12 protein-coding genes are annotated in these 14,623 nt (G+C 67.5%); 10 read left to right on the forward strand and 2 right to left on the reverse strand.

Annotated features, from left to right (window positions below; all coding sequences use genetic code 11):
- The first annotated feature begins 31 nt into the window (after positions 1 to 31).
- The 8 genes from A2G96_RS24995 to A2G96_RS25030 all read left to right on the forward strand — a co-directional run bounded on the left by A2G96_RS24995 (position 32) and on the right by A2G96_RS25030 (position 11,385).
- Complete coding sequence (locus A2G96_RS24995; RefSeq protein WP_062802885.1) at positions 32 to 814, forward strand: fumarylacetoacetate hydrolase family protein; 783 nt, start codon at positions 32 to 34, stop codon at positions 812 to 814.
- 37 nt (positions 815 to 851) lie between these two features.
- Positions 852 to 2,411 carry a Re/Si-specific NAD(P)(+) transhydrogenase subunit alpha gene (locus A2G96_RS25000; protein ID WP_062802886.1) on the forward strand — a complete coding sequence of 520 codons (1,560 nt, stop codon included), beginning with the start codon at positions 852 to 854 and terminating at the stop codon, positions 2,409 to 2,411.
- 16 nt (positions 2,412 to 2,427) lie between these two features.
- The gene (gene pntB / locus A2G96_RS25005) at positions 2,428 to 3,825 is read left to right on the forward strand and encodes a Re/Si-specific NAD(P)(+) transhydrogenase subunit beta (protein WP_062802887.1); all 1,398 of its coding nucleotides are present in this window, start codon (positions 2,428 to 2,430) and stop codon (positions 3,823 to 3,825) included.
- 320 nt (positions 3,826 to 4,145) lie between these two features.
- On the forward strand, positions 4,146 to 5,492 hold the full coding sequence (gene oxlT, locus A2G96_RS25010; RefSeq protein WP_062802888.1) for an oxalate/formate MFS antiporter: 1,347 nt from the start codon (positions 4,146 to 4,148) through the stop codon (positions 5,490 to 5,492).
- A 553-nt stretch (positions 5,493 to 6,045) separates the two neighbouring features.
- Positions 6,046 to 7,785 (forward strand): oxalyl-CoA decarboxylase, encoded by a 1,740-nt coding sequence (oxc, locus tag A2G96_RS25015; protein ID WP_062802889.1) that lies wholly within the window; start codon positions 6,046 to 6,048, stop codon positions 7,783 to 7,785.
- Positions 7,786 to 7,825: 40 nt separating this feature from the next.
- Complete coding sequence (frc, locus tag A2G96_RS25020; protein ID WP_062802890.1) at positions 7,826 to 9,076, forward strand: formyl-CoA transferase; 1,251 nt, start codon at positions 7,826 to 7,828, stop codon at positions 9,074 to 9,076.
- A 156-nt stretch (positions 9,077 to 9,232) separates the two neighbouring features.
- The gene (locus tag A2G96_RS25025) at positions 9,233 to 9,670 is read left to right on the forward strand and encodes a PAS domain-containing protein (RefSeq protein WP_062802891.1); all 438 of its coding nucleotides are present in this window, start codon (positions 9,233 to 9,235) and stop codon (positions 9,668 to 9,670) included.
- A 137-nt stretch (positions 9,671 to 9,807) separates the two neighbouring features.
- Complete coding sequence (locus A2G96_RS25030) at positions 9,808 to 11,385, forward strand: AMP-binding protein (protein WP_062802892.1); 1,578 nt, start codon at positions 9,808 to 9,810, stop codon at positions 11,383 to 11,385.
- On the opposite strand, the gene A2G96_RS25035 is transcribed toward A2G96_RS25030, so the two are convergent.
- Entirely contained in the window at positions 11,352 to 11,966 is a 615-nt protein-coding gene (locus A2G96_RS25035) for a TetR/AcrR family transcriptional regulator (RefSeq protein WP_062802893.1), read from the reverse strand. The genes A2G96_RS25030 and A2G96_RS25035 overlap by 34 nt on opposite strands.
- A gap of 131 nt (positions 11,967 to 12,097) precedes the next feature.
- Here A2G96_RS25035 and A2G96_RS25040 point away from each other — a divergent pair, with 131 nt between their 5' ends.
- Positions 12,098 to 12,364, forward strand: a complete 267-nt coding sequence (locus A2G96_RS25040; RefSeq protein WP_062802894.1) for a hypothetical protein — start codon at positions 12,098 to 12,100, stop codon at positions 12,362 to 12,364.
- Positions 12,365 to 12,383: 19 nt separating this feature from the next.
- Positions 12,384 to 13,664 (forward strand): Nramp family divalent metal transporter, encoded by a 1,281-nt coding sequence (locus A2G96_RS25045; protein WP_062802895.1) that lies wholly within the window; start codon positions 12,384 to 12,386, stop codon positions 13,662 to 13,664.
- A gap of 55 nt (positions 13,665 to 13,719) precedes the next feature.
- Here the strand turns inward: A2G96_RS25045 and A2G96_RS25050 are convergent, their stop codons facing one another.
- On the reverse strand, positions 13,720 to 14,619 hold the full coding sequence (locus A2G96_RS25050) for a manganese catalase family protein (RefSeq protein WP_062802896.1): 900 nt from the start codon (positions 14,617 to 14,619) through the stop codon (positions 13,720 to 13,722).
- Positions 14,620 to 14,623: the final 4 nt, after the last annotated feature.

Below are 14,623 nucleotides of genomic sequence, written 5' to 3' on the forward strand. Positions count from 1 at the left end.
GGCGTTCCTTTGCCTGCGCAAGGAGCATGCTGTGCAAACCTGGATTCGTTTTTGCCGCGCCGACGGCAGCATCGGCCATGGCCGCATCGATCAGGCTGACCCCAACCGCGTGGTCGAATATGACCGCGACGGCTTCGACAATCCCAGCCCCACCGGCGCCGTGCATGACCGCGCCGCGCTGACCGTGGTGGCGCCGTGCGCGCCGGGCAAGGTGGTGGCGCTGTGGAACAACTTCCACGCGCTCGCGCGCAAGCTGGAGAAGCCGGTGCCGACGCACCCGTTGTTCCTGATCAAGCCGGCGACCTCGCTGGCCGGTCCCAACGACGCCGTGCAGCGCCCCAAGAGCTACGACGGCAAGATCGTCTACGAGGGCGAGCTGGGCATCGTCATCGGCAAGAAGGCGCGCAACGTGACGGTGGCGGAGGCCGGCGCCCATATCTTCGGCTACACCATCGTCAACGACGTGACCGCGGCCGAGCTGATCACGGCCGATCCCAATTTCCCGCAATGGACCCGCGCCAAGGGCTTCGACACCTTCGGCTGCATCGGCCCGGCCATCGTCACCGGCTTCCCCTGGAAGAGCGCCAGCGTGGTCACGCGGCTGGATGGGGTGGAGCGGCAGAACTACCCGCTGTCCGACATGATCTTCTCGCCCGAGGAGCAGGTCAGCCGGATCTCGCAGGACCTGACGCTGATGCCGGGCGACGTGATTGCCGTGGGCACCTCGCTGGGCGTGGGTTCGATGAAGGACGGCGCCGTGGTCGAGGTGTCGATCGCCGGCATCGGCTCGCTGGTCAACCACGTGCGCGGCTGAGCCGGCGCCAGATCCCTTTCCTGAAACGGTGAATGCCATGCCAATGACGATCGGTGTGCCGCGCGAGGTCCATCCGGGCGAGCGGCGCGTTGCCGCGACCCCGGACTCGGTCAAAGAACTGCTCAAGCTCGGCTATCAGGTAGTGGTGGAGACCGGTGCCGGGCTGGAAGCGTCGTTCTCGGACGACGACTACCGCGCCGCGGGCGCGGCCATTGTCGATGCGGCCAGCCTGTGGGCCTCGGTCGACGTGGTGGTCAAGGTGCGCCCGCCGCAGGTCCATCCCAGCCTGGGGGTGGAAGAGGCGGCGCTGCTGAAGAAGCATGCCACGCTCATCGGCTTTGTCTGGCCGGCACAGCAGATGCCGATGCTCGAGCGCCTGGCGCAGCGCGGTGCCACGGTGCTGGCGATGGACTGCGTGCCCCGCATCTCGCGCGCGCAGAAGCTGGATGCGCTCAGCTCGATGGCGAACATGGCCGGCTACCGCGCGGTGATCGAAGCCGCGCATGCCTTCGGCCGGCCCTTCGCCGGGCAGATCACCGCCGCGGGCAAGATCCCGCCGGCGCGCGTGCTGGTGATCGGCGCAGGCGTGGCGGGGCTGGCGGCGATCGGCGCGGCGCGCAGCCTGGGCGCGGTGGTGCGCGCCTTCGACACGCGGCCGGTGGTGCGCCAGCAGATCGAAAGCCTGGGCGCGGAATTCCTCACCGTCGAGATCGAAGAGGACGGCAGCGGCAGCGGCGGCTACGCCAGGGAGATGAGCCCGGCCTTTATCGAAGCGGAGATGCGGCTCTTTGCCGAGCAGGCGCGCGAGGTCGACATCATCATCACCACCGCGCTGATTCCCGGCAAGCCGGCGCCCAGGCTGCTGGAGGCCGGGACCGTCGCGCTGATGCGCGCCGGCAGCGTGGTGGTCGACCTGGCCGCCGAGCAGGGCGGCAACTGCGTGCTGACCGTGCCGGGCGAAAGCGTGCGCCGCGACGGCGTCACCATCATCGGCTATACCGACCTGCCCAGCCGCATGGCGGCGCAGGCGAGCCAGCTCTATGCCACCAATATCCGCCACCTGCTGAGCGAGCTGACGCCGGGCAAGGACGGCCAGCTGGTGGTGGACATGGACGACGAGATGATCCGCGGCGCGACGGTGCTGCACCAGGGCGCGGTGACCTGGCCGCCACCGCCGCTGACGGTGGCGGTGCCGCAGCAGCAGGCGCCGGCGGAGGTGCCGGTGCCGGCCGAAGCCGCGCCGCCGCGCAGCCGCACCGGCACCATGCTGATTGCCCTGGCACTGGCGGCCGCTGCGCTGCTGGGACTGGGGGCGGTCGCGCCACCTGCCTTCATGGCGCATTTCACGGTGTTCGTGCTGGCGATCTTCGTCGGCTACCAGGTGGTGTGGAACGTCACCGCGGCGCTGCACACGCCGCTGATGAGCGTGACCAACGCCATCAGCGGGATCATCGTGGTGGGGGCGCTGGTGCAGCTGGGCAAGCCGTCGCTGCTGACGGCGGTGATCGCGGGCTGCGCGGTGCTGGTGGCCACCATCAATATCGCCGGGGGCTTCCTGGTGACGCAGCGCATGCTGAAGATGTTCCAGCGCGACTAAGGCCAGGGAGAGAACCATGCCATCCGGAATCAGCAATATCGCTTACCTCGCCGCCAGCGCGCTGTTTATCCTCAGCTTGAGCGGACTAAGCCATCCCGCCACCGCGCGGCGCGGCAACCTGCTCGGCATCGCCGGCATGGTGATCGCGGTCATGACCACGGTGCTGGCGGGCAGTCCCGACGGCATCGCCATCATCATCGTGGCGATGGTGGTGGGGGGCATTGCCGGCGCCATGCTGGCCAGGCGCGTCGAGATGACGCAGATGCCGCAGCTGGTGGCGGTGCTGCACAGCTTCGTCGGCCTGGCCGCGGTGCTGGTCGGCTATGCCAACTACCTGGAGCCGACCACGCTCGGCGGCGTCGAGAAGGCGATCCATGAGGTCGAGACCTACCTCGGCATCCTGATCGGCGCGGTCACCTTCACCGGCTCGATCATCGCCTTCCTCAAGCTGCAAGGGACCATGGGCGGCAAGCCGATGCTGCTGCCGGGGCGCCACGTGCTCAACGCCGGCGCGCTGCTGGTGTGCGTGTGGCTGGGCTATGCCTTCCTGGCCGCGCCGAATCCGCAGCAGGGGCTGGTGCCGCTGGCGGCGATGACGGTGATCGCGCTGCTGGTCGGCGCGCACCTGGTGCTGGCCATCGGCGGTGCCGATATGCCGGTGGTGGTATCGATGCTGAACAGCTACTCCGGCTGGGCGGCGGCGGCAACCGGCTTCATGCTGGGCAACGACCTGCTGATCATCACCGGCGCGCTGGTGGGGTCGAGCGGCGCCATCCTCAGCTACATCATGTGCAAGGCGATGAACCGCAAGTTCCTGGCGGTGATCCTGGGAGGCTTCGGCGCGGTGCAGGCGCAGGGCGCGGCGACCGAGCAGGGCGAGGTGCTGCCGGTGTCGAGCGAGGAAGTCAGCAGCCTGCTGAAGGACGCCAACGAGGTCATCATCGTGCCGGGCTACGGCATGGCGGTGGCGCAGGCGCAGGGCACTATCAGCGAGATCGCTCGGCGCCTGCGGGCGCAGGGCGTCAACGTGCGCTTCGGCATCCACCCGGTGGCCGGCCGCCTGCCCGGGCATATGAACGTGCTGCTGGCCGAGGCGCGGGTGCCGTACGACATCGTGCTGGAAATGGAAGAGATCAACGACGACTTCGAGAAGGCCGACGTGGTGCTGGTGGTCGGCGCCAACGACATCGTCAACCCGGGGGCGCTGGAGGACCCCGCCAGCCCGATTGCCGGCATGCCGGTGCTGGAGGTGTGGAAGGCCAAGACCGTGGTGGTGTCCAAGCGCAGCATGGCGGCGGGCTACGCAGGCGTCGACAACCCGCTGTTCTACAAGGACAACACGCGCATGTGGTTTGGCGATGCCAAGGGCAGCGTCGATGCGCTGCTGCGGCAGTTGGAGGAGGCGCCGGCCTGATCGCCTGTCGAGGCGCGGTATCGATTCATGCAAGCCACCAAGGCCCGCTTTCCGGCGGGCCGCGGTGGCTTGTTGCATTGGCAAAGCCGCAGCCATGACCGGCGGAGGCGGCGATTCATGCCAGTTCCGCTTTATATAAAGGGTCGTGAATAGAAACGATAAAAAACTTTAAGACTAGTCAAATTAAGCTTCAGGTAGCATCAATCCACGACTTCATGTGCCGCAATGCCAGGCGCCGGTCCAACTGCGAACAGGGCAATCCGACAAAGCCCTGATGTGCCCGCCGGGCACAAACAAGAACGTACCAAGAGACAACACAGATGGCGCAATGGGAAGCATCGGCCCCCGCCGGTCGCGATGATGTGAACGGGCGCGGGCTGCAGAACCGCTGGATGCAACTGGCAATCGGCGTAGTGTGCATGGGGCTGGTGGCGAATCTGCAGTACGGCTGGACCCTTTTCGTGTCCCCGATGGACGCCAGGCATCACTGGGGCGCGTCCGCGATCCAGGTGGCATTTTCTATCTTCATCGTCACCGAGACCTGGCTGGTGCCGCTGGAAGGCTGGCTGGTCGACAAGTTCGGTCCGCGCCCGGTAGTGGCCGGCGGGGCGATCTGCGCCGGACTGGCATGGGTGATGAACGCGTATGCGACCACGCTGCCGGAGCTGTATGTGGCCGCGGTGATCGCCGGTATCGGCGCCGGCGGCGTCTATGGAACCTGCGTCGGCAACGCGCTGAAGTGGTTCCCGGACAAGCGCGGCCTGGCCGCCGGCCTGACCGCGGCGGGTTTCGGCGCGGGCGCGGCCATCACCGTGATTCCGATCGCCAACATGATCCAGAGCGCGGGCTATGAGAAGGCCTTCCTGTTCTTCGGCATCCTGCAAGGGGTGAGCATCTTCGTGCTGGCGCTGCTGCTGGTGAAGCCCAGGCCGCCCAAGGGGGCGGTGGCGGCCAAGGCGGTGCTGACCAACCCGGTCGAGTACACGCCGGGGCAGATGGTGAAGACGCCGGTGTTCTGGCTGATCTATGCCAGCTTTGTCGCGGTGGCGGCGGGCGGCATCATGGCGACGGCGCAACTGGGGCCGATCGCCAAGGACTACGGCTTTGCGTCGATGCCGGTGACGCTGCTGGGGCTGACCTTGCCGCTGCTGACGATGACGCTGTCGATCGACAACCTGTGCAATGGCTTCACGCGCCCGCTGTGCGGCTTCCTGTCGGACCGGTTCGGTCGCGAGAACACGATGTTCGTGATCTTCATCGGCGAGGGGCTGGCGCTGCTGGGGCTGATGCAGCTGGGGCACAACCCGTACTGGTTCATGTTCTTCGCGGCGCTGACCTTCCTGTTCTGGGGCGAGATCTTCTCGATCTTCCCGGCGCTGTGCGCGGATACCTTCGGCAGCAAGTTCGCGGCGGCGAACGCGGGCACGCTGTACACCGCCAAGGGGACTGCGGCGATGCTGGTGCCGCTGGCCTCGGTCCTGTCCGCACGCGGGGGCTGGGAAGCGGTATTCACCGTGGCAGCGGTGGTGACGATCGCCGCGGGGCTGTCGGCGAAACTGGTGCTGGCACCCATGCGCAAGAGGTTCATCACCGGCCACCCGGCATCGGCGCTGCCAGTGCCCGACAGCGGCCTGGTGGCGAACCCATCGGCCAGCCGCGTTGAATAGGCTGGGCCGCGCAGTGCGGGCGTGATGCCCGCAAGCCGGTGACGGCCAGGCGCTTGCGCCAGGCCGTCCCTCACAGCCGGCTAACGCGGCACACGGGGACGTTATGACAGGCTCGGCAGGGGCAGCCCGATGTATCTTCGTCTCCAGAAACGTTGTATGTGATATATCTGAATGCCAGCTTGGCGGTCTGCGCCTTTGTCGGGTTACAGCTCGCACCTGTGCAAAACACGAATGAATCGTCGTGCATTGAGGATTTACGCTGCTTTGAGCGCAGATCCAGACAGGTTTGCTGCAGTGCACTGACGAAAGTTGGTCGCAGAGATGGAAAATAGCTTGCCGTTCTCTGATATATCACATACCGTATGTCATCAAGACCGGTCGAACAAACCGGCACCGACCGCAGCAGGGCAGCAACGCCCGCGCACCACGAACACAAGTTCAAAAGGAGACCAAGCATGTCGGAAGTCGTAGCGAAGCGGGCCCAGAGCACTCCCGCGGCAGCCTGAGTCACAAAAATTCCCACCCCAGTCAATTTGCATAGAAGGAAGCAACCATGGCAGAAGTCGGAAACGAGCTGCAGCGTCACGCCGCGCAAGAACATCAGGCACAAACCGATGGTTTTCATCTGGTCATCGACGCGCTGAAGCTGAACGGCATCGAAAACATCTACGGCCTGCCCGGCATTCCGGTCACCGATCTGGCCCGTCTGGCGCAGGCCAACGGCATGCGCGTCATCAGCTTCCGCCATGAGCAGAACGCCGGCAACGCCGCGGCGATTGCGGGCTTCCTGACGCAGAAGCCGGGCGTCTGCCTGACCGTCTCCGCGCCGGGTTTCCTGAACGGGCTGACGGCGCTGGCGCATGCCACCACCAACTGCTTCCCGATGATCCTGATCAGCGGCTCGAGCGAGCGCGAGATCGTTGACCTGCAGCAGGGTGACTACGAAGAGATGGACCAGCTCGCCATCGCGCGTCCGCACGCCAAGGCTGCGTTCCGCGTGCTGCATGCCGAAGACATCGGCGTCGGCGTCGCGCGTGCCATCCGCGCCGCGGTGTCGGGCCGCCCGGGCGGCGTGTACCTGGACCTGCCGGCCAAGCTGCTGGGCCAGTCGCTGGAAGCCGAGAAGGGCAAGCAGTCGCTGATCAAGGTAGTGGACCCGGCGCCGCGCCAGCTGCCCGCACCGGATTCGGTCGACCGCGCCGTCGCGCTGCTGAAGACCGCCAAGCGTCCGCTGATCCTGATCGGCAAGGGCGCCGCGTATGCACGCGCCGAGGCGGACCTGCGCAAGCTGGTCGAGAAGACCGGCATCCCGTACCTGCCGATGTCGATGGCCAAGGGCCTGCTGCCCGATACGCATCCGCAATCGGCCTCGGCCGCGCGCTCCTATGTGCTGGCGGAGGCCGACGTGGTGCTGCTGGTCGGCGCCCGCCTGAACTGGCTGCTGTCGCACGGCAAGGGCAAGACCTGGGGCAAGCCCAAGCAATTCATCCAGGTCGACATCGCGCCGACCGAGATGGACAGCAACGTTGCCATCGCCGCGCCGGTGGTCGGCGACATCGGCTCGTGCGTCACGGCGCTGCTCGACAAGATCGGCAATGACTTCGCCCGGCCGGGCGCCGACTGGCTGAACGCGGTGGCCGACCGCCGCGACACCAACCTCGCCAAGATGGCCGAAACCCTGGCCAGGGCCAAAGATGCCGCGCCGATGAACTTCCACGGCGCGCTGGCCGTGCTCAAGGACGTGGTCAAGGCCAACCCGGGCATCTCGTTCGTCAACGAAGGCGCCAACACGCTGGACTATGCCCGTGCCGTGATCGACATGTACGAGCCGCGCAAGCGCCTGGACGTGGGCACCTGGGGCGTGATGGGCGTGGGCATGGGCTACGCGGTGGCCGCGGCGGTCGAGACCGGCAAGCCGGTGCTGGCGCTGTGCGGCGACAGCGCCTTCGGTTTCTCGGGCATGGAAGTCGAGACCATCTGCCGCTACAACCTGCCGGTCTGCATCGTCATCTTCAACAACAACGGCGTCTACAAGGGCATCGACAAGAACCCCACCGGCGGCACTGATCCGGCGGTCACGACCTTCGTCCCGGGTGCGCGCTACGACAAGATGATGGAAGCGTTCGGCGGTGTCGGCGCCAATGTCACCACGCCGGCAGAACTCGAGGCCGCGGTCAACGAAGCGCTGCGCTCGGGCAGGCCGACGCTGGTCAACGCCGTCATCGATCCGGCGGCCGGCACCGAAAGCGGCCGCCTGACCAACCTCAATCCGCAAAGCTCGGCCAAGAAGTAATCCACGCGAATTTCACCCCCTAATCCAATAGGAGACGAACGTGAACCTCCCACTCAACGGCATCAAGATCATCGACTTCACGCACGTCCAGGCGGGTCCCGCCTGCACCCAACTGCTGGCATGGTTCGGCGCCGACGTGATCAAGGTCGAGCGCCCGGGTTCCGGCGACGTGACGCGGACCCAGCTGCGCGACATCCCGGATGTCGACGCGCTGTACTTCACCATGCTCAACAGCAACAAGCGTTCGCTGACGCTGGACACGAAGAAGCCGGAAGGCAAGAAGATCCTGGAGCAGCTGATCCGCGAGTCGGACGTGCTGGTCGAGAACTTCGGCCCGGGCGCGCTGGACCGCATGGGCTTCTCGTGGGAGCGCATCAACGAGCTCAACCCGAAGATGATCGTGGCTTCGGTCAAGGGCTTCAGCGACGGCCACCACTATGAAGACCTGAAGGTCTACGAGAACGTGGCGCAGTGCGCCGGCGGCGCGGCCTCGACCACCGGCTTCTGGGACGGCCCGCCCACGGTTTCCGCTGCGGCGCTGGGCGATTCCAACACCGGCATGCACCTGGCGATCGGCATCCTGACCGCGCTGATTGGCCGCGACAAGACCGGCAAGGGCCAGAAGGTGGCGGTGTCGATGCAGGATGCGGTGCTGAACCTGTGCCGCGTCAAGCTGCGCGACCAGCAGCGCCTGGACCGCCTGGGCTACCTGGAAGAGTATCCGCAGTACCCGCACGGCACCTTCAGCGACGTGGTGCCGCGTGGCGGCAACGCGGGCGGCGGCGGCCAGCCGGGCTGGGTGCTGAAGTGCAAGGGCTGGGAGACCGATCCCAACGCCTATATCTACTTCACCATCCAGGGCCATGCCTGGGAGCCGATCTGCAAGGCGCTGGGCAAGCCGGAATGGATCGACGACCCCAACTACGCCACCGCCAAGGCGCGCCAGCCGCATATCTTCGATATCTTCAACACCATCGAGGAATGGCTGGCCGACAAGACCAAGTACGAGGCGGTCGACATCCTGCGCAAGTTCGACATCCCGTGCTCGCCGGTGCTGTCGATGAAGGAAATCGCCAACGATCCGTCGCTGCGTGCCAGCGGCAGCATCACCGAGGTGCCGCACAAGGAGCGCGGCAGCTACCTGACGGTGGGCAGCCCGATCAAGTTCTCCGACCTGAAGCCGGAGATCACGGGTTCGCCGCTGCTGGGCGAGCATAGCGAAGAGGTGCTGGCCGGCCTGGGCTACGGTGCCGAAGACATCAAGCGCCTGCGCGAGTCCCAGGTGATCTGACGCCGACCGCCGGCACCCGTGCCGGCGCCGACGCCGGGGCCGTGCGTACAGCGGGCTCCGGCGTTTTTGCTTGTGGCGCCGCGATGTGGCACGCTACCTTGATGGCACCGGCGCGCCCCGGCCGGTGCCGCTTGCAGATGACGAGAGGGAATCCCCATGACAGAACAGATCGACTACGCGCAACTGGTGTCCGCCATCGGCGACGCCATCATCATCTCCGACGCCAAGGGCGCCATCACGCTGTGGAATCCCGCGGCCGAGCGCATGTTCGGCTTCACCCAGGCCGAGGCCATGGGCCAGTCCCTCGACCTGATCATCCCCGAGCGGCTGCGGGGGCGGCACTGGGAGGGCTACGACAAGACCATGGCGACCGGCATCACGCGCTACGGCCATGACCTGCTCAAGGTGCCGGCGGTCGACAAGGACGGCAAGGCGATGTCGATCGCCTTCACCGTGGCGCTGCTCAAGGACGCAGCCGGCGCCATCACCGGCATCGTCGCGGTGATCCGCGACGAGACCGCGCGTTTCCAGGAGGAGCGGGCGCTGAAGAAGCGGCTGGTGGAGCTGGAGAGCCAGGTCAAGGAGCAGGCCTGAGTAGCTTGCTGTCGGAGTGTCTCCCGGACACCGCTTCGCCCTGTATTAACCCGGCCTTCTCGGTACCAAAAGCGTTGACGTGGTACCGGGCGGCCCCTACATTGGGAGCCTGACCAGAACCATTCCAGGGAGACAACATGGTCCGTCAGGCTTCGGCGGCTGCGCTCGTCCACGGCGGCGCGACCGTCGGCCAGCTCTATACCGCGGCGCTGCGCGCGCGGCCTGGCGTACCCGCCGTGGTCGGCGACGATGTCACGCTGAGCTATGAGGCGCTGGCCCGGCACTGCGCGCGCATCGCGCGGCTGTTTGCCGCGCGCGGCCTGGCGCGCCAGGACGTGGTGGCCTTCCTGGTAGGCAATCGCGCCGAGGCGGTCGCTGCCATCATCGCCGCGCAACTGGCCGGACTGAAGGCCGTGTCGCTGCACCCGATGGCCGCAGAGGCCGACCATGCCTTCGTGCTGCAAGACGCGGGCGTGCAGGCGCTGGTGGTCGACAATGCCCGCTTCGCGGAGCGGGCGCGCGCGCTCAGCGCCAGCTCGCGGCTACAGGTGCTGCCGCTCGACGACGGCGAGTTCGGCCCCGGCCTCGCCAGCGCCGCGGCGGCCTTCGATGACGCGCCCGTGGTCCCCGGCGACGATCCGACCGAGATCAGCAAGCTGTCGTACACCGGCGGCACCACCGGACGTTCCAAGGGCATCCTGCATACCCACCGGACCTCGGTGACGATGCTGCAGTACATGCTGGCCACCTACGAATGGCCGGCGCAGATGCGGTACCTGGTGACCACGCCGATCTCGCACGCGTCCGGCAGCCTGTTCCTGCCGACGCTGCTGCGCGGCGGCACCATCTACCTGTGCGACAAGTTCAGCCCGGCCGATTTCCTGCGCCGCGTGGCCGAGCACCGCATCAACCTGACCTTCCTGGTGCCCACGCAGATCTACGGGCTGCTCGATTGCGACGGCCTCGACACGGCCGACCTGTCCAGCCTGGAACTGGTGCTCTACGGCGCGGCGCCGATCGCGCCGGTGCGGCTGGCCGACGCGCTGCGCCGCATTGGCCCGGTGTTCGGGCAGATCTACGGCCAGGCCGAAGCGCCGATGTGCATCAGCTACCTGAGCCCGCGCGACCACGATCCGGACCATCCCGAGCGCCTGCGCTCGTGCGGCAAGGTGATCCCCGGCAACCAGGTCAGGCTGCTCGACGCGCAGATGCGTGAAGTCGCGCCGGGCGAGGTGGGCGAGCTGTGCGTGCGCGGCCCGCTGGTGATGGAAGGCTACCTGAACCGACCGGAAGAAAACGCCAGGGTCTTTGCCGGCGACTGGCTGCACACCGGCGACATGGCCCGCTGCGACAGCGAAGGATTCCTGTACCTGGTCGACCGCGCCAAGGACATGATCATCAGCGGCGGCTTCAACGTGTACCCGAGCGAAGTCGAGCACTGCCTGGCGCTGCATCCGGCCATCGCCATGTCGGCGGTGATCGGCGTGCCGGATCCCAAATGGGGCGAAGCCGTGACCGCCGTGGTGGTGGCCCGACCCGGCACTGACCTGACCGAGGCCGACGTGATCGCCCACGTGACCCGGCACAAGGGCGTGGTCAACGCGCCCAAGCAGGTAGTGTTTGCCGATGCGCTGCCGCTGACGGCGCTGGGCAAGATCGACCGCAAGGCCATCCGGGGGCGCTACTGGGGCGGACAGGAGCGGCAGGTGGCCTGAGTGGGGTCGTCGGGTTCAGGCCGGCACAGCAGGCCGTTCAGGATGATCTCGTAGAACTCGCTGAAGGCATCGCCCATCTTCATCCCGGTGTCCTTCAGGAACTGCTGGCTGCGCAGTCGGTGCGCGGCGCCGAGGATCGCTTCGGACACCAGCCGCGGGTTGTGCGGCGCCATCAGTCCTTGCCGCATGCCGGCCTCGAGCAGGCTTTCCAGCCCGCGCACGCGCGCCAGCTGGTACGCGTCGAACACCGCCCGGCCGCTGTCGATGGCATCGAGGTCGGCCAGCGCAGCCTTGCTTAGTCCCGACATATTCAGCGCGGCGTGCAGGTAGGCCGACACGGCGCGCGCGGCATCGCGCTCGCCGCGCGCAGCGGCGAAGCCCCGTTCCAGGTTGGCCGCCAGAACATCGCGGCAGATGCCGACGAACAACGCCTCCTTGGTCGGCGCGATCTCGTACAGCCGCCGCCGCGAGCAGCGCATGCGCTGCGCGATCTCGCCGATGGTCAGCGACGAGACGCCTTCGCTGCACAGCAGGCGCGTCAGGTCCCGGATAAAGTCTTGGTCGGTGCGTCGCGTGGCCATCAAGCGGGCGGGGTGTGCGTCCGGCTGCCGCCGGCGGTGTCGAGCAAGGGCTGGGAGCGGTATGTTACGACGATTTCCCGCCCGTGCAGCTGGCTGGCACGGGCGCGCGTAAAGCTTGCAAGCCGGCATGCATGCCGCCGCGCCTGAATTACCACGCGGCCCGGCGCGTGCGCCGCAGCGAGCGCGTGGCCAGCTTTGCCACGCGGGAACGATCCTTGCGCTACGCCAAGTCTGCCGGCACCGCGGTGGTCCGGCCCATCGGGAGAATGGCGATGGATCGAGACGGCTGGTTCTGGCGGCGCTGGCGCTGCCATCCCGTGCGCATGACCGTGGGCCTGTTCATCGTCGCGGCAGGTGCCGCCTCCATGCTGGCGCGTCTCATGCCGCCCCCGGTGTAGCGGTGTCTGCCGTGTCCTGATGCCTCCCGAACTAACCGCCGCGCCGCCCGCCTATGCCTGGCGCGACTTCGCGCGCTTCGCCGGACCCGGCTACCTGGTCGCGGTCGGCTATATGGACCCCGGCAACTGGGCCACCGATCTCGCCGGCGGCTCGGCCTACGGCTATCGCCTGCTGTGGGTGGTGGCGATGGCGAGCGCCATGGCGATGCTGCTGCAAGTCATGGCCAGCCGCCTCGGCCTGGTCAGCGGGCTGGACCTGGCGCAGGCGTGCCGCCGGCATGCATCGCCATTGTCGGCTTGGTCGCAATGGGTGCTGTGCGAAGTGGCGATCTGCGCCGCCGACCTGGCCGAAGTGATCGGCACCGCAATTGCGCTGAACCTGCTGTTCGGACTGCCGCTGCCCTGGGGGGTGGCGCTGACGGTGCTCGACGTGCTGCTGGTGCTGGTGTTGCAGCAGCGCGGCTATCGGCGGCTGGAAGTCTTCGTCATCAGCATGGTGGTGCTGGTGCTGGGCTGCTTCCTGCTGATGCTGGCGCTGGCGCAGCCCGCGTGGCCGGATCTGGCCGCGGGCCTGGTGCCGCGCATGGCGGTGCTGGGCGATGCCGGTGCGCTGTATATCGCTACCGGCATCATCGGCGCCACGGTGATGCCGCACAACCTGTACCTGCACTCCGCCGTGGTCAAGACGCGCCTGCCGCACGCGGACCGGCAGGGCACCGAACGCGCGCTGCGCTATATCGCCTTCGATACGGTCACCGCGCTGGCGGTTGCCTTCGTCATCAACAGCGCGATCCTGGTCACCGCCGCCGGGGTATTCCATGCGGCCGGGCGCACCGATGTGGCGGAGATCCAGGACGCCTATCGCCTGCTCAGTCCGCTCACCGGCGCCACCTGGGCCAGCGTCGTGTTTGGCATCGCGCTGCTGGCGTCGGGGCAGTGCTCGGCCGTGACCGCCACGCTGGCGGGGCAGGTGGTAATGGAAGGCTTTATCCGCACCCGGCTGCCGCCGTGGGCGCGCCGCCTGCTGACGCGCTGCGTGGCGATCGTGCCGGCGCTGGTGGTGGCCATCCTGTTTGCCGAGCGCGGCATGGCGCAGCTGCTGCTGGTCAGCCAGGTGATCCTGAGCCTGCAGCTTCCGTTCGCCGCGATCCCGCTGCTGCGCTTTACCAGCGACCGCAGGCTGATGGGCCGCTACGCCAACTCGCGCACGGTGTTCGTGCTGGCCACGCTGGCCGTCGGCATCATCGTCGCCATGAACGTGGCGATGGTGGCGATGACGCTGACGGCGTGGCGGCCGTAGGGCGGACGCAGTGCGGACGCAGGGCGCCCCTAGCGTTCCGCACCCGCCGCGCATGTCAGGGCTGCGGGTTCTGCTGCGGGTCGTCGGCTTCGGCCTCGCCCGATCCCAGTTCGGCTCCGGTCACCGGGTCGCTCTGCGGGTCGGAGGCGCCGCGCATCGCAAACGCTTCCAGCGTGCCCTGCTGCTCCGCGGGCAGGTCGACCTGCGCGGTGCCGTCGCCGCCATCCACCGCGGGTGTGGGGCTTTCGACGAAAACGAAGCTGCGGTCGCCGTTCCATGGCCCGCGCATCGCCTCGCCCTGCGACATCTTGAAGTAGACGTTGGCGAACTGCGGGTCGCCCGGCGTCTTGCCCGGCGGGAAGTTGGGCGTGATCGAATACAGCGCCTTCTCGAACGACTTCTGGTGCGAGATCTCGCGCGTCATCAGGAAGCCCAGCGCCTCCTGCACGCTTGGGTCGTCGGTCACGTTCATCAGGCGCTCGTAGATGATCTTGGCGCGCGCCTCGGCGGCAATGTTGGAGCGCAGGTCGGCCGTGGGCTCGCCGATGGTGTCGACATAGGCTGCCGTCCACGGCACGCCGGCCGAGTTGACCAGCGCCGGCCCGCCGCCGAACAGCACCTGCGTCACGTGGCTGTCGTTCCCGGCGCCCTGCAGCGAGCGGTAGAGCTCGGCCTCCTGGTCCAGGCCTTCGGCCAGCTCGCCCTTGGCGCCGCGGTTGAGCATGGCGATGATCGAGCCGATCACCTCCAGGTGGCTCAGTTCCTCCGTGGCGATATCGAGCAGCATGTCCTTGCGGCCGGGATCTTCCTCGGCCAGGGCCTGCGTGAAATAGCGGCATGCCGCGGCCAGCTCGCCCTGCGGGCCGCCGAACTGCTCCAGCAGCAGGTTGGCCAGGCCGGGATCGGGACGCGATACGCGCACGGTGTACTGCAGTCGCTTGTTGTGCATGAACATGGTG

Origin of the sequence: Cupriavidus nantongensis (assembly GCF_001598055.1) — a bacterium.
Lineage (GTDB): Bacteria > Pseudomonadota > Gammaproteobacteria > Burkholderiales > Burkholderiaceae > Cupriavidus > Cupriavidus nantongensis.

Excerpts from the sequence above, each read along its gene's own strand:
- A2G96_RS25040 (WP_062802894.1), top strand. The coding sequence starts at position 12,098 with ATGCCGCCGCGCCTGAATTACCACGCGGCCCGGCGCGTGCGCCGCAGC.
- oxlT (WP_062802888.1), top strand. The coding sequence starts at position 4,146 with ATGGCGCAATGGGAAGCATCGGCCCCCGCCGGTCGCGATGATGTGAAC.
- pntB (WP_062802887.1), top strand. The coding sequence starts at position 2,428 with ATGCCATCCGGAATCAGCAATATCGCTTACCTCGCCGCCAGCGCGCTG.
- A2G96_RS25025 (WP_062802891.1), top strand. The coding sequence starts at position 9,233 with ATGACAGAACAGATCGACTACGCGCAACTGGTGTCCGCCATCGGCGAC.
- A2G96_RS25000 (WP_062802886.1), top strand. The coding sequence starts at position 852 with ATGCCAATGACGATCGGTGTGCCGCGCGAGGTCCATCCGGGCGAGCGG.
- A2G96_RS25050 (WP_062802896.1), bottom strand. The coding sequence starts at position 14,619 with ATGTTCATGCACAACAAGCGACTGCAGTACACCGTGCGCGTATCGCGT.
- A2G96_RS25045 (WP_062802895.1), top strand. The coding sequence starts at position 12,384 with ATGCCTCCCGAACTAACCGCCGCGCCGCCCGCCTATGCCTGGCGCGAC.
- oxc (WP_062802889.1), top strand. The coding sequence starts at position 6,046 with ATGGCAGAAGTCGGAAACGAGCTGCAGCGTCACGCCGCGCAAGAACAT.
- A2G96_RS25035 (WP_062802893.1), bottom strand. The coding sequence starts at position 11,966 with ATGGCCACGCGACGCACCGACCAAGACTTTATCCGGGACCTGACGCGC.
- A2G96_RS25030 (WP_062802892.1), top strand. The coding sequence starts at position 9,808 with ATGGTCCGTCAGGCTTCGGCGGCTGCGCTCGTCCACGGCGGCGCGACC.